General features: G+C 64.2%; 15 protein-coding genes. 6 read left to right on the top strand and 9 right to left on the bottom strand.

The features are described 5' to 3' along the window. Nucleotides 1-6: 6 nt before the first annotated feature. Entirely contained in the window at nt 7-684 is a 678-nt protein-coding gene (locus tag ACFSQR_RS05420; protein WP_377728606.1) for a LuxR C-terminal-related transcriptional regulator, read from the top strand. Nucleotides 685-708: 24 nt separating this feature from the next. Here the strand turns inward: ACFSQR_RS05420 and ACFSQR_RS05415 are convergent, their stop codons facing one another. The 5 genes from ACFSQR_RS05415 to ACFSQR_RS05395 all read right to left on the bottom strand — a co-directional run bounded on the left by ACFSQR_RS05415 (nt 709) and on the right by ACFSQR_RS05395 (nt 5,290). Continuing rightward, entirely contained in the window at nt 709-1,119 is a 411-nt protein-coding gene (locus ACFSQR_RS05415; protein ID WP_377728605.1) for a secondary thiamine-phosphate synthase enzyme YjbQ, read from the bottom strand. Between the two features lie 29 nt (nt 1,120-1,148). Then, nucleotides 1,149-2,375 (bottom strand): DUF4214 domain-containing protein, encoded by a 1,227-nt coding sequence (locus tag ACFSQR_RS05410; protein ID WP_377728604.1) that lies wholly within the window; start codon nt 2,373-2,375, stop codon nt 1,149-1,151. Between the two features lie 81 nt (nt 2,376-2,456). Further along, complete coding sequence (locus ACFSQR_RS05405; RefSeq protein ID WP_377728603.1) at nt 2,457-3,020, bottom strand: hypothetical protein; 564 nt, start codon at nt 3,018-3,020, stop codon at nt 2,457-2,459. A gap of 22 nt (nt 3,021-3,042) precedes the next feature. Further along, complete coding sequence (locus ACFSQR_RS05400; RefSeq protein WP_377728602.1) at nt 3,043-4,362, bottom strand: amidohydrolase; 1,320 nt, start codon at nt 4,360-4,362, stop codon at nt 3,043-3,045. A 106-nt stretch (nt 4,363-4,468) separates the two neighbouring features. Then, nucleotides 4,469-5,290: a formate/nitrite transporter family protein gene (locus ACFSQR_RS05395; RefSeq protein WP_377728601.1), complete on the bottom strand. Its 822-nt coding sequence runs from the start codon at nt 5,288-5,290 to the stop codon at nt 4,469-4,471. A gap of 187 nt (nt 5,291-5,477) precedes the next feature. Between ACFSQR_RS05395 and ACFSQR_RS05390 the strand changes: the two genes are divergently transcribed. Next, the gene (locus ACFSQR_RS05390; RefSeq protein ID WP_377728600.1) at nt 5,478-6,110 is read left to right on the top strand and encodes a 4'-phosphopantetheinyl transferase family protein; all 633 of its coding nucleotides are present in this window, start codon (nt 5,478-5,480) and stop codon (nt 6,108-6,110) included. 30 nt (nt 6,111-6,140) lie between these two features. Here ACFSQR_RS05390 and ACFSQR_RS05385 read toward each other — a convergent pair whose 3' ends face one another. After that, nucleotides 6,141-7,211 carry a flavodoxin family protein gene (locus ACFSQR_RS05385; protein WP_377728599.1) on the bottom strand — a complete coding sequence of 357 codons (1,071 nt, stop codon included), beginning with the start codon at nt 7,209-7,211 and terminating at the stop codon, nt 6,141-6,143. 198 nt (nt 7,212-7,409) lie between these two features. Here ACFSQR_RS05385 and ACFSQR_RS05380 point away from each other — a divergent pair, with 198 nt between their 5' ends. After that, nucleotides 7,410-7,919 (top strand): hypothetical protein, encoded by a 510-nt coding sequence (locus ACFSQR_RS05380; RefSeq protein WP_377728598.1) that lies wholly within the window; start codon nt 7,410-7,412, stop codon nt 7,917-7,919. Between the two features lie 87 nt (nt 7,920-8,006). After that, nucleotides 8,007-8,315, top strand: a complete 309-nt coding sequence (locus ACFSQR_RS05375; protein ID WP_377728597.1) for a hypothetical protein — start codon at nt 8,007-8,009, stop codon at nt 8,313-8,315. 69 nt (nt 8,316-8,384) lie between these two features. On the opposite strand, the gene ACFSQR_RS05370 is transcribed toward ACFSQR_RS05375, so the two are convergent. After that, on the bottom strand, nt 8,385-9,485 hold the full coding sequence (locus ACFSQR_RS05370; protein WP_377728596.1) for a DNA topoisomerase IB: 1,101 nt from the start codon (nt 9,483-9,485) through the stop codon (nt 8,385-8,387). 219 nt (nt 9,486-9,704) lie between these two features. Here ACFSQR_RS05370 and ACFSQR_RS05365 point away from each other — a divergent pair, with 219 nt between their 5' ends. Beyond that, nucleotides 9,705-10,784 carry a porin gene (locus ACFSQR_RS05365; protein WP_377728595.1) on the top strand — a complete coding sequence of 360 codons (1,080 nt, stop codon included), beginning with the start codon at nt 9,705-9,707 and terminating at the stop codon, nt 10,782-10,784. Between the two features lie 138 nt (nt 10,785-10,922). Beyond that, complete coding sequence (locus tag ACFSQR_RS05360; RefSeq protein ID WP_377728594.1) at nt 10,923-11,312, top strand: hypothetical protein; 390 nt, start codon at nt 10,923-10,925, stop codon at nt 11,310-11,312. 187 nt (nt 11,313-11,499) lie between these two features. Here ACFSQR_RS05360 and ACFSQR_RS05355 read toward each other — a convergent pair whose 3' ends face one another. Continuing rightward, nucleotides 11,500-12,522 carry an SDR family oxidoreductase gene (locus tag ACFSQR_RS05355; protein WP_377728593.1) on the bottom strand — a complete coding sequence of 341 codons (1,023 nt, stop codon included), beginning with the start codon at nt 12,520-12,522 and terminating at the stop codon, nt 11,500-11,502. 126 nt (nt 12,523-12,648) lie between these two features. Beyond that, complete coding sequence (locus ACFSQR_RS05350) at nt 12,649-12,861, bottom strand: hypothetical protein (protein WP_377728592.1); 213 nt, start codon at nt 12,859-12,861, stop codon at nt 12,649-12,651. Nucleotides 12,862-12,932 lie beyond the last annotated feature (71 nt).

Genomic DNA, 12,932 nt, shown 5'->3' with positions numbered 1-12,932 from the left:
AGCAGTATGACCGCCATCAAGGTGTTGAGTGCGAGTGCGGATGCCACATTCCAGGCAAGCTTGCGCGCCGCAATCTGCGATGACGAGGGCATTGCATTGAGCGCCAGCACGGCGGAGGATACTGAGCACCTCCAGGCCAGTGTGTTTGCCTCCAGCCCCGACGTGATCTTGCTGGACGAATCGTACTTTCCGGCGACCGGGCTGCTAGCGCGGATGCGTACCGCTTTCGCGCCGGCGCGTATCATCGTGGTGGTAGACGAGTGCGGTCCCGCCAGGCTGGCGGAGTTGATCCGCTGCGGCGCACGCGGCTGCATTCAGAAAAACGCTTCGCCGGGTTTGTGGCGCAAGGCCATGCATGCCGTGCACGATGGAGACATCTGGGTCAACCGCAGCGTCGTGCTGGCCCTGCTGGAAGCGCTGGCAACGGCAGACCCGGACGCAAAGCCCCCCGATCCTGCGATACCGGACGGCCGCCTGACGGAACGGGAATGGGAGGTGGCGCGGCTGGTGGCACGCGGAATGACCAACAAGGAAATCGGGCGCTTCATGGCGATCAGCGATACGACTGTGAAAACGCATCTCAAGCATATCTTCAACAAGCTGCACGTTACGCGGCGCGCACACATCCCGCACCTGGCGAGCGACGGCTGGCCGAACACCCTGCACCCAGGCAGCGACGCCTGAACACCAGCAGTCGGCGCGGCTGTTTTACACCACCGTCACCACGAGTTTCCGTTGCTGCGGTTCTGTTCGGTGTTCCCACAAAAAGATGCCTTGCCAGGTGCCGAGCAACAGCTTCCCGGCGCCGACCGGCACGGTCAGTGCCGTCCCGGTGAGCACCGAGCGCGCATGTGCGGCCATGTCGTCGGGCCCCTCGGTGCGGTGGCGGTAGGCTGGGTCATTGTCCGGCGCCAGCCGGGCCAGGATGGTTTCGAGATCGCGCCGCACGTCCGGGTCGGCGTTCTCGGTGATCGTGAGTGAGCAGCTGGTGTGCTGGACGAAGACATGCGCTAGTCCAGTGGCGATTCCGGACTCGGATACGACACGGGCGATGTCGTCCGTGATGTCGCGCGTTCCTCGTCCGTCGGTGGCAAATTCGAGAACATATTGGTGTGCCATGGCATGCGGTCCCTCAGCCGTATGTTAAATCACCTTCGCGTATAGGCTGCGTCCGCGTAGAAAATGCTGCTGACCGGGGACAGCAGGTAGATTGTATTCCCGTTGACGTACAGGCCGCCATTCTCCGGACCTTGTGCGGGCGTGAAGCCTGGGTCGTCGATGCAGGTCGAGTTTCCTCCACCGTAGTCGATGCACCACTGTGCTTTCCCGCCGTAGACCGTCTGCGTCACCGCCGTTCCCATGACGTACGTGCTGTGGGCGGGCAGCGATACGGAAATCATGTCCACCGCAGCAGGCACGCTCGCAGCGCCTTCTTGAAATACGATTGCGGAATTCACTTTGCCTGTGTGGACGGCGATGATGCTCGCGCTAAGGGATTCGGTCGCGATGACCGGTCCTTCGCAGTTCTCGGTCGCGTAGTACTCTGTTTTCGGCGCGATGTAAGCCGTGGTCTCGGACCCCGGCGATTCCGTGATGGTGATGACGTCCCGGGAGTGCCACTCGCAAGGCGTGGTCCAGGTGCCGAGGTAGGCGGCCAGGCGGTGGTTACTCAACCGGTTTTGCAGCGTCTGGATCGGGTCTTCGATGTTGAATGTCGCAGGATCGGTGTCCAGGCCGACCGTCGAGAGTACGGAGCGGATGTACGCCGCAGCGTACATGCCTTGATAGCCTAAGCGCTTCGCCTCCGTGTCCAAGCCTGCAGTGAACCGTCGCGCAACCTCCACCTTGTTGTTGACGATGGTGATATCCGTCGATCGTGCTCCGTCCATGATGTACAGGGCCGCGATCGGGCGGGACATGACACCGCGGTCGAGCGCACTAACCCAGTAGGCCAGGCCCGCCGCGTCGGGTTCGCGATTGAAGAGGTTGCGATAGATCGCCGAAACGAACGTCACATTGTCGCCGGGGTAGAGCTCCGCCGATTCCTGGCTGGCGCCGAACGCATCCACGAATTCGCGGACTTTCTGGGTGCTGAAGTAAGTGGCGCTCACCTCGCCAGCGGTCAGCGGCATTCCGTATTGAAGATACTTCGATGCCCAGAAATCGATGCCTCCCGGATCGGCCGGTCGGCCGAAATAGGCCACGTACACGCGCTGGATGAGGTCATGGTAGCTGCCGACCGTGACTTCAGCTGGACTGGTCTGGACCCCGGCGAGCAGTTGGTTCGGTCGCCCGGCCGCGTCCTGGGTGCCGCCGCAGGATGCCAGCATGAGCGCGAGCGCGCAGCACAGTACGTGTCGGATGGTTGGTTTCATTGGCGGCTCCTGTTGGACTAGGTGGACCTCAGCAGGTCAGGCGGAACAGTGGCGGCAGCGTCGCCGGCTAGCAATCCCATGTCACTGGGCGCGGGAGACAGGCTGGTTGCGGATCAGCCGCACTGCAGCAGAGAAGGCCAGGTGCACAAGCCTCGAGAATACAGCGATGACGGCGCCAATGATCAGCGGGAGGACCGCTCCGAATGTGAAGGTCATTCCGAGCACGAAGCCCAGGAGGTACTCGGCCCGGTACACCGGTACGACAAGCGCCACCGCGAACGCACCAAGGAAGACCGCGCTGATCCATTCGAAATTGCTGACGAAGGCAAACGACAGCGCGGCGCCATATGCCAGCGCAGCGGTGAACGCGATCATGATGGTTGACGGGATGCGTGGCGCTGCGGACTGGAAGGCGTTCTGCCTGGCGACGCGGGACTGGATCCGCCCGACCAGGAACCATGTGAGCACCGGAATCACGACAAGGCCCCACCAGTTGGATATCGCCGGTAAATCCGGGTTGGCGAGCAGGTGATGGGACAGGACGCCGCCGTTCAGGTATTCGACCCACAAGTGGGCCGCCTCGAAGGCCGATGCTGCTGCAGTAAAACCGATTTTCACGGAAGTCGGGCGCGTTGAATTGTTCATGGGTTCCTTGGCAGACGAGGGCTTACCTGGTTTTCATCAGTGCGAGCATTGCGGTCACGGTCGCTTCGACTCCTGTCGTGACCGCAGGTTCGGGTTCCACTTTGAAGATGGCGCTGTGGTGGCTGGGGACCGGCGGACCGCCAGCGGCGGCAGCTTCCAGCGCGGCTTTGGGCGTGCCGCCGACGGTAAAGTACACGCTGGGAATGTACGGCTTGGCGGTGAAGAAGGGGAAGTCTTCCGCGCCCATGCCCGAGCGCTTGTAATTGGCGTCGAAGATGTGCGCGCCAAGGCTGTCGGTCCACGCCTGTTTCATGCGGCGCAGGAGCGCGGCGTCGTTCAGCGTCGGCGGCGTCATCTCGTCGAGCACCGTGACCTCGGGCAGCTGGTCTTCTGCGACGCCGTTGGCGCGCGCAGTGTTGATGGCGACGCGCTTGATCGCGTCGAGCAGCATGGTGCGCGTGGCGGCGCTTTCGTTGCGCACGGTGAGCTGCAGCTTGGCGCTGTCGGAGATGATGTTGGCCTTGCTGCCGGCGTGGAAGGAGCCGACCGTGATGACAGCAGGTTCGTGCGGCTCGCGTTCGCGGCTGATAATGGTCTGCAGCGCGACGACAATCTGCGCGCCGAGCATGACCGGGTCCTTGCCGCGGTGCGGGCTGGCGCCATGGGCGCCAACTCCGTGGATCAGGATGTCGACGGTGTCCACGCCGGAGTAGGGCGCTTCGCTGGCGACGATCTTGCCCGCTTCGACATCGGACGAGACGTGGAACGCCAGCGCGTAGTCCGGCTTGCCGAAGCGTTCCCACACGCGGTCCTTCATCATGGCGACGGCGCCGCCTGCGCGCTCTTCCGCCGGCTGCCCGATCAGCATCAGCGTGCCGGACCAGGACTTTCGGCGCGCTGCCATCTGGCGCGCTGTCCCCACCAGGCTGGTGATGTGGACGTCGTGCCCGCAGGCGTGCATCGTTGGCTGCAGGTTCCCCTCGCGGTCCTTGCCGGTCGCTTTGGATGCGTTCGGCAGGCCGGACTTTTCGAGTACGGGCAGGCCGTCCATGTCGGCGCGCATCATCACCAGCGGGCCGGGGCCGTTCTTCATGATCGCAACGACGCCCGTGCCGCCCACACCTTCGGTCACCTCGAAGCCGGCCGCGCGCAGTTCGGAGGCCAGCCGTGCGGCGGTCTTCACTTCCATGAACGATAGTTCGGGATTGCGGTGGAAGTGGTCGTACAAGCCGGCCAGGTGGCCGCGGTAGTCTTTGGCGATGGCCGCCGACAGGTCCGGCCCGGCGGCGTGGGCGATATGGAAGGGCAGGGCTGCAAGCAGGCCGGCAATCAGCAGTTTCATGTCAGGGTTCCTGGGTATCGGAGCGTGTCGGGGGTGGAGCTGCCACCGCTTTTTTCTCTTTCGGCAACTAATTTACTCCGACTGGCCGCGAATGCGTGATTTTTTTTCAATCCCCGATCAGGCCTGTGCGCCGGTAGATGACGTGGAACACGCCGCCGACGAACAGCGAGCCCCCTGTGAGGTTGCCGAGGATGACGGGGAACAGATTCGACAGGAATCCACCCAGCAGGATCGGCTCGGTGCCGGCGTGGCCCGAGGTCAGCTGGATCAGCATCGCTACCGGGATCAGGTACATGTTCGCGACGCTGTGCTCGAAGCCAGCCGCCACGAACGCGGAGATCGGGAACAGGAGCGCGACCGCTTTGTCGGTCACGCTGCGGCCGGCGATGGCCATCCAGATTCCGATGCACACCAGCGAATTGCACAGCAGGCCGCTGAAGAAGGCCTGGGCGAACGGCAAATTGGTTTTGGCGGCGGCGATCGTAAGGTACTGGGCGGCGACCGCGCCCTGGTTGGCATCGGGATGCCCGGACAGCACCACCAACACCGCGAGGCCCAGTGCGCCGACCAGGTTCCCTGCCAGGACGATGATCCAGCTGCGCAGTAATTCTCGGGTGGTGATCTTCTTTGCGGCCCACGCCATCACCAGCAGGTTATTCCCCGTGAATAGCTCAGCGCCTGCGACGACGACCATGAACAGGCCCAGTGAAAACACGGCTCCGCCGAGCACCTGCCGCGCCGCGAAGCCCAGCCCCGGATCGGAGCGGACCAGCACGTAGTAGAGCGCGCCGAGGCCGATGAACGCCCCGGCCAGCACGGACAGCATCAGCATGGATCCCAGCGGCAGGCGTGCCTTGGTGACGCCAACCGTTTCAATCCGGGCCGTGATCTCAGCCGGCGAGAATGCGTTGAAGCCGAAGACGTCCATGGTCGCGTGGTATGCCGATCGTCCTGTTTTGCCGTTGACGAGGTTAGCGCATTCCCGCCGCGCGCGTTGCCCGCTTGCGGCCGGCCCGGCCTGCCGTCCTTGTCAATTTTTTCACGGACCAGTACTATCCCTGCCATTTACCCTTGGCGCGAACCGCGAGGGTGTCATTACTTGAGTAGGGAGCAGCATGCGGCAGGCGGCGTATGCCACCATCTGGCTGGCGAATGTGGACGGGCTACCGGGCGACCTGGTGCCGGTGTGGGCGGCTGCGCTCACGCCAGGCGAGCAGCAGCGCTACCGGGCGTTCGTGCGCGAGCAGCGCCAACGCCAGTTCGTGGTGGGACGCATGATGCTGCGCCGGGCCGTAGCGCTCGCGGCGGACATTCCGCTGGACGCGATCCAGATCGAGGAACAGTTGGGCAAGGCGCCCGTCATTACGCTGGGCGTGCGGGCGCGCACGCCGTCGTTCAGCATTTCGCACAGCGGGCCGTGGGTGGCGGTGGCCGTCAGCATGGAAAGCGCGGTCGGGCTGGATGTGGAGGTGCCGGACCCGCAACGCGATATCGCGGCGCTGGCGGCCAAGGCGTTTGGCGCGGTGGAAGCCAGCCGCCTGATGGCGTTGCCGGAACTGGAGCGCGCCGCCAGGTTCTACGAAGCATGGTGCCGCGCCGAGGCGCGCTTCAAGCTGGGGCAGGAGTCCGCCACGTGCTATCCGGTCGAACACGATCAGGTGGCCATTGCGCTGTGCGCGGCGCGCGCGCTGGCCGAGCCGCCGGCACTGCGCATTGTCGACTCGCTACCTGAATTCGTCACGGGTTGATCCGCGGGCGGACGCAGGCAGCTCCGGCGTTTATTTGGGGCGCGGCTGCGGCAGGCCGGCGGAGTAATTGGGCAGGGTGCCGGCGCGCAGCGCTTCCACTGCCTTGGCCACCGCACGCGCGACATTGCGCGCTTCTTCCTGTACCGCCTCGTCGCGGTCGAGCGCCTCGTGGCTCTCGGCGTACGACTCGAAGTAGCCGATGTAGCGGTCCAGGCGTGCGGCCGCCCCGGCGTCGATCAATCCCATCCAGTCCAGCCAGTCGGACAGCGCGCGCCGGGTTCCCTCGATGCCGGCGACATCCCCGTGCACGAATACGCCGTACACGCGTCCGGCCAGGTGCTTAGGGTAGGGCCAGCCCTGCAGCTCCAGCGCCTTGGCTTTCTCGGGGTCCTTGCCCTGGGTGGACGTGGGGTCGGGGTTGCCGCCGTCGGCGCACACCAGCCGGTCCATCATCAGTTTCAGGCCGCTGGGCGCTTCGTACCAGTAGACCGGGGTGACGAGGATGACGCCGTGCGCACTCACCCACTTTTCATAGATCTCGTTCATCCAGTCGTTGGTCTGGCGCTCGGCGTAGTTCGGGTAGCAGCTGCAGGGCCAGTGGCATAGCGGCATCGCGGTCGACACGCAGGCCTTGCACGGGTGGATGTGGCGGTCATAGTCGGACACCAGCCGGCTCAGGTCTAGCACATCGACCTCGATGCCGGCCGATTCCAGCGTCTCGCGCAACTGCTCCGTCAGGCGGAAGGTCTTGGAAATCTCGCCGGGGCAGGTGCCGTCGTTGCGGTGTGCGCAGCACACGAGCAGCACGCGCGAACGTGTCGCCGGATCCTTCTGGCGGCGTTCGGCTTCGATCAGGCGGTCGTGCGCGGCTTTCCATTCGGTGGACAGGTCGTAGTCGGGATCGGCGAAGCCCGGGCCGGCCTTTTCGGTGGCGGGCGGCTTGCGGCCATCGACATAGTTCTTCCACGCGATTTCCTCGACCTGGGCCAGGGCGTCGCGCACGCTGTCGTATTCGTGCTGGACGTAGTTGGCCTGGAAGCGCAGGTGGAACTCCTGGCGGTCGATCTTGCCTTCGAACTGGCCCTTGCGCACGGTCGTCATTGCTTCGCTCCCCAACATGGTTCGGCTGTGAGGATGGCATGTCGCGCCGGCCGGGTCTGTGCTGGGACGAACAGAAGAGGGGGGTATGCACTCCTTGTCGGCCAGGCGGCACATACTCGCCCATCAGGACAGCCCCTTGCAGGGTAAGGGCATATACTCCCCCTGGGTATATGGAGCAAACAAAAAACAGGACGTTCGATGAAGTTATTCAACTTCTTTTTTTCGGGCGCGCATGCGCTGGTGGCGGTCCTGTTCCTGGGCATCGCAGTGATGTTGGGCGTGATCGCGGTCGATACCGCGCTGTCGGCGTTGGGGCAGTCGCTCAAGGAAGGCGCCGACCGCGCCATCGAGGCAACCGGGCTGCTGGCGGTCGCGCTGGTGGTGCTGCAGATCGCGCAGACGGTGACGGAAGAAGAGGTCATCCGCGATGCGACGGTCAGTGCACCGACGCGCGCGCGGCGCTATCTCTCGCGCTTCCTGGTGGTGACGGTGGTCGCGCTGTCGATCGAAGGGCTGATCGCGACCTTCAAGGCGATCCACGAGGATGCGCACCTGCTGCCGCACGCCGCGGCGATCCTGGTGTCGACGGGACTCCTGCTGGCCGGTTGGGGCGTGTTCATCCACTTCAACCGGGAAGCCGAAGATGTCGAGCCGGAGGCGATGAAGCGCGCCAAGGCGGAAGACAAAAAGCTGGAGCAGAACTTCTAGGCGCCCGGTTGCAGCGCGGCAAAGACGTGTCGCCGGATGAGGGCTTTGTTTATGATCGCAACAGGAACATCTACCCAGGAGAACGCCATGCCCCCAGCCGAGCCACTGCATCCGGAAGACCTTGACCGCAAGAAGATCGAGCGCGAAATTCCGACCCATCCGCCCGAAGTCGCGCCGGGCGACGAGAAGAAGATCGTCGGCGATGACGACGTCGTGCATGTGAATGACTATAATGCGCCGCCGCCGGACGGGGCCAGCAAGTCAACCGGCGAGCCGCTGGACGCGGTCGGCGGACCAGGACTGGGCTTGCCGCCGGACGAGCAGGGCGAGGCAGCGGCGCGGCGCGACCGCGACGTGCGTTCCGAAGCCGAGCCGTCGCGCCCCGACGGCAAGTAAGCATTCAAAGAGGGGGACTGCCCGCACAAGTGCGTAACGCGGCAGTCCCGTCCCCGGCAGTCCCTTGCATCAGCTGGCAGGTCTGGTCGCGGCCTGCAGGCGCACTTCAAGCAGGGCGAGGACTGCGGCTTCTTCCGGTTCGAGCGACGGCAAGCCTTCGATCAGTTCCTGTTCCGCCCGCGCGCGCAAGGCTTCCAGCATGGTGCCGTCCATATACGATTCGATGATGGCCGGGTGCACGTAGCACTTGCGGCAGATCGACGGCGTATTGCCCAGCTTCTCGGCCACCGACTCGATGGCGCGCACGATGTTCTTCTTGGCCTGCGCATCCGAATCGAACTTCTCGAATTCCTGCAACGCCAGCGCCGCCAGCACGGTCCCCGCCCAGGTGCGAAAGTCCTTGGCGGTGTAGTCCTCGCCGCTGATCGTGCGCAGGTAGTCGTTCACGTCGCTGGAACCGACCGCGTGCCGGTTGCCCTCCGCATCCACATACTGGAACAGGTCCTGTCCCGGCAGTTCGCGCGTGCGCGCAATGATCCGCGCCAGCCTGCGGTCTTCCACCTTGACGCTGTGGTACACGCCGCTCTTGCCGCGGAAGCGGAACTCCACTTCGCTCCCGTCGATGTGCACGTGGCGGTTGCGCAGCGTGGTCAGGCCGAATGATTTATTGCTGCGCGCGTATTCCTCGTTCCCGATGCGCATCATGGTGGCCTGCAGCAGGTAGACGATGGTGGCCAGCACCTTCTCGCGCGGCAGCCCGGGCAGGCGCAGGGCCTTGTCGACCTCGTGCCGGATCCGGGGCAGCGCCTTGCCAAAGCTGAGCATGCGTTCGTACTTGACCTCGTCGCGCACGCTGCGCCAGCGGGCGTGGTAGCGATACTGCTTGCGCCCGCGCGCGTCGCGTCCCGTTGCCTGCAGGTGGCCGTTGGCGTGCGGGCAGATCCAGACGTCCGTCCACGCAGGCGGGATCGCCAGCTTGCGGATCCGGTCGAGCGTGGACTCGTCCCTGACCGCCTTGCCATCCGCATCGACGTAACTGAACCCCTTGGTGCGCGCCGGCTTGCGCGAGATTCCCGGCGCGGCGTCGCTGACATAACGCAGCCCTGCTGCGCGCGCGGCGGCGACCGGTTCTGCCGCGAGCGGCGCGGTGATGCTGTCTTCGCGTTTCATGCCGTTCCTGTGGGAGGCTGCGCACCGCCTGTGCAGGCATGTGTGCGTGTTGTGTTGTCGCAAGCTTAGAGCGAAGCGGGCCGGATTTGCGTTAGTTGCTTAACCGTTCACGCTTTTTTGTCGAGTCACCGCTTCGTAATGTGGGCTATTTGACAGAACGGAAAACGTGTTCGGGAGATAAAACGAATATGTATAAGAATGCATAAGCGAGGTTGCGTAATGAAAACGGTCAACGTTGCGCTTGCTGTGCTCACTGTAGCGGCATCAGCGGGCGCCTCCGCTCAAAATTCGGTCACGCTCTATGGCGTGGCCGACGCAGGACTCGTCGCAGAACGTGGTTGTGTCAACGATTGCCCGTCCACCAAGGTCAGCAGCGGGATCGCCACCACGTCGCACATTGGCGTGCGCGGCTCCGAGCAGATTTCCGAGAACCTGAATGCCGTGTTCGGGCTGGAAGCTGGCATCCAGCTCGATACCGGCAGGCGCGAGGACGAGGACCGCCTGTTCAACCGCCAGGCCTACGTGGGATTGTCAGGGAACTTCGGTAGCCTGACGCTGGGACGCCAGTTCGCACTGGACTATTTGGCCCTCCGGGACGTGGGCGACCCGTTCAAGGGCGGCATGGCGGGCACCGCGACCAACCTCATTGGCTACCTGGACAAGCAGACCGACGACAGCATCCGTTTCGAACGCACGCGCAAAGGCATCTTTACCGCCGCCAGCTATACGGTGCGCGAACGCTATGGCGATGTGCGCGGCAACCGCAACTGGGGCATTTCGCTCGGCATCCAGCGCGGGCCGCTCACTATCCGCGCGGCTCACCAGAAGCGCAACGCTACCAGCACGGAAACCATCATGCCGGCGGGCAAGCGCTACGACTCGCGGCATTCGATCATTGCCGCCAACCTGCGGGTGGGACCGGCGATCGCCTACACGGCGTTCGGCATCAGTCGCGGCTACGGCAACGCCACGCTGTGGAATCCGACCAATCCGTTCAGCGCGGCGGTGGCCACCACGCCATCGACCGACAGCCGCGAGGTGCTGGTCGGGCTGGCGGTGCCGTCCGGCCCGACCACGTGGCTGGTCTCCTTCATCCGCAAGAACGACAGGGAATTCGCAAACAACGACGCGGACCAGGTCGCGTTTGGCGCAAGTTATGCGCTGTCGCGCAGGACCGATTTTTATGCGGCAGTCTCGCGCATCCACAACCGCCGCGGCGCCAACTACACGGTAGGCAACGCCAGCGACTCAGGCAGTGGCGACAAGGCCATCAACATCGGCATGCGCCACGCTTTTTGACCGATATTGGAGTGTGATATGAGTGGAACGAGTACTCTGGATCCGGACAACTTTCCGGTAGGGCGTGACCGCAGCGTAGGCCGCGGGCACGGAACGGGCGCCCTTGGACCGAGCGATACCTCGGACAGCGGCAGCGACATGGTGGGCGGTTCCGGTCTGGCGCAGCAGGATGAGCTGGACCTGGGCAGCGGCACCACCTCCGACCTCGAATCGGGCACCGCGCGCGGGACGGCCGGGCCGGACGTGGGCGATGCGAACCTGGACAGCGATTCGGATTCCGGTGGCACCGGCGAACGGGCCAGCGCCGGTCGTGATACCACGGCCGAGGACGGGCAGGACATCGCGGTCGATCATGTGATCGGGCCGAATGGCGAAGGAATCGATGAGGACATGCCGCTGGATGGCCGCACGGAAGAAGGCAGCGACGAGGACCTGCCGGGTGCGGCGCCCCGGGAACTGGGCGATGACGAGGATTTGCCGGGCGCGTCGCGACGCGAACAGGGAGATGACGAGGACGTGCCACGGTGACGGCAGCGACCGGTCGGGACCGGTGGGCGTCAGGCTCGCGGTTCCGGGATCGTTGATGCCTGACCGATGAAAAGGGAAGAGGACAGTCTTTTTGGGACTGTCCTCTTTTTTTTAGTAGCCGGCAGGCTTGCTAACAATCAGGGGACGGTAATGCCGCCCCGCGGCCCGCGGACCGACCCCCTTGCAGTCAGCGAAGCAGGGGGCGGCGGCGTGAGTATTGCCAGGCAGCCAGCAGGGCGCCGCCACCGATCAGCGCCGACATCAGGATCGGCTTGGAACGGATCGAGACGGCCGTGTACGGGCAGCTTTCCACGACCTTGTCGATGGTGGCGTCGCGTTCGCACAGTTCGGCGGAAGGATCCGGCTCATACAGCGCATCGCGGCGGTTCGGGCTGCTGAACTGCTCCGATTGCTGGTTCTTGTAAGTGGCGCGCTGGTTGACGCGGTCCAGCAGGCGCGGCGTATAGTAGGCGCCCATCGCGGACATCTTGGCCGGGCCGCCGACGAATACGTCGCGGCGCGGATGCTGCGCCGCGTACAGGATGGCGTTGGCGACGATCTCGGGCGCATACACGGGCGGCGGCAGGCGCGGCTCTTTTTCCATGTAGTTGCGCGCGTGGACGGTGAACATGGTGTCGATCGCGGTCGGCTTGATCAGGGTGACGGAGATCGGAAGCTTGTCGTGCTCCAGCTCCATGCGCAGCGAATCGGTAAAGCCCTTGACGGCGTGCTTGGACGCGGAATACATGCCCTGCAGCGGAATGGCGCGGTCAGACACTTCGCTGCCCACGTTGATGAGGGCGCCGCCGCGCTGCTTGAGGTGGCGCACCGCTTCCAGCGAGCCGTTGACCACGCCCCAGAAATTGGTCTGGAACATGCGCTGGCTGTCTTCCATCGGCACATCCTCGAGCCTGCCGAAGATGGAGACGCCGGCATTGTTGATCCAGGTGTCGATGCGGCCGAAGCGTTCGATGGCGCGGTCGCCCACGCGCTGGATGTCTTCCTGCTTGCCGACATCTGCAGCGACTGCAAGGGCGTCACAGCCTTGCTGGCGCAGTTCTTCGGCGAGGCGCTCCAGCGCGTCCTGGTCGCGTGAGACCAGTACCAGCTTTGCACCCTGTTCGGCGGCCTTGCGCGCGGTGGTCAGGCCGATGCCGCTGCTGGCGCCGGTAATCACGATCACCTGGTCGGCTATTTTTTTCAGGTTCATGGGAACAATCCTTTCTGTCTGGCCAAATATTCTGGCGATCAGTGTAGGACGGTTCAGCTCCCGAGCCGCTTACGATACCTTGACGAAATCATCAGTAGCGAAGCGGCTTCTGACGACCCCGGCGGCTCAGTGTGCCCTGGACAGGATCAGCAGCCAGCGGCGGAACAGCAGCACTTCCAGGTGGCCAGCCTCGATACCGGTATCGCATTCGATGATCGGGTTGACGGCATAGAAGCGTTTGCGGAAATCGCGGGTGATCAGCAGCTCGCGGCGGCCAATGCGCATGAGGAAGGGGGTAGGTGCAAACTCGAGGCCAAAGCTGCTGTTCAGGGTCGTCATTTTTTCTAACTCCTCAGTCGATGTGTTGATCGGATGAGTAAAGAATATCACAACTACTGTATAAATCCACA

This window comes from Pseudoduganella sp. GCM10020061 (assembly GCF_042683405.1).
Classification (GTDB): domain Bacteria; phylum Pseudomonadota; class Gammaproteobacteria; order Burkholderiales; family Burkholderiaceae_D; genus Telluria.
The sequence above is the reverse complement of the archived record's forward strand: the minus strand, read 5'-3'. Positions and strand labels throughout refer to the sequence as shown.

Excerpts from the sequence above, each read along its gene's own strand:
- ACFSQR_RS05380 (WP_377728598.1), top strand. The coding sequence starts at position 7,410 with ATGAAGTTATTCAACTTCTTTTTTTCGGGCGCGCATGCGCTGGTGGCG.
- ACFSQR_RS05355 (WP_377728593.1), bottom strand. The coding sequence starts at position 12,522 with ATGAACCTGAAAAAAATAGCCGACCAGGTGATCGTGATTACCGGCGCC.
- ACFSQR_RS05400 (WP_377728602.1), bottom strand. The coding sequence starts at position 4,362 with ATGAAACTGCTGATTGCCGGCCTGCTTGCAGCCCTGCCCTTCCATATC.
- ACFSQR_RS05375 (WP_377728597.1), top strand. The coding sequence starts at position 8,007 with ATGCCCCCAGCCGAGCCACTGCATCCGGAAGACCTTGACCGCAAGAAG.
- ACFSQR_RS05385 (WP_377728599.1), bottom strand. The coding sequence starts at position 7,211 with ATGACGACCGTGCGCAAGGGCCAGTTCGAAGGCAAGATCGACCGCCAG.
- ACFSQR_RS05370 (WP_377728596.1), bottom strand. The coding sequence starts at position 9,485 with ATGAAACGCGAAGACAGCATCACCGCGCCGCTCGCGGCAGAACCGGTC.
- ACFSQR_RS05360 (WP_377728594.1), top strand. The coding sequence starts at position 10,923 with ATGGTGGGCGGTTCCGGTCTGGCGCAGCAGGATGAGCTGGACCTGGGC.
- ACFSQR_RS05420 (WP_377728606.1), top strand. The coding sequence starts at position 7 with ATGACCGCCATCAAGGTGTTGAGTGCGAGTGCGGATGCCACATTCCAG.
- ACFSQR_RS05415 (WP_377728605.1), bottom strand. The coding sequence starts at position 1,119 with ATGGCACACCAATATGTTCTCGAATTTGCCACCGACGGACGAGGAACG.
- ACFSQR_RS05390 (WP_377728600.1), top strand. The coding sequence starts at position 5,478 with ATGCGGCAGGCGGCGTATGCCACCATCTGGCTGGCGAATGTGGACGGG.
- ACFSQR_RS05395 (WP_377728601.1), bottom strand. The coding sequence starts at position 5,290 with ATGGACGTCTTCGGCTTCAACGCATTCTCGCCGGCTGAGATCACGGCC.
- ACFSQR_RS05350 (WP_377728592.1), bottom strand. The coding sequence starts at position 12,861 with ATGACGACCCTGAACAGCAGCTTTGGCCTCGAGTTTGCACCTACCCCC.
- ACFSQR_RS05405 (WP_377728603.1), bottom strand. The coding sequence starts at position 3,020 with ATGAACAATTCAACGCGCCCGACTTCCGTGAAAATCGGTTTTACTGCA.
- ACFSQR_RS05410 (WP_377728604.1), bottom strand. The coding sequence starts at position 2,375 with ATGAAACCAACCATCCGACACGTACTGTGCTGCGCGCTCGCGCTCATG.
- ACFSQR_RS05365 (WP_377728595.1), top strand. The coding sequence starts at position 9,705 with ATGAAAACGGTCAACGTTGCGCTTGCTGTGCTCACTGTAGCGGCATCA.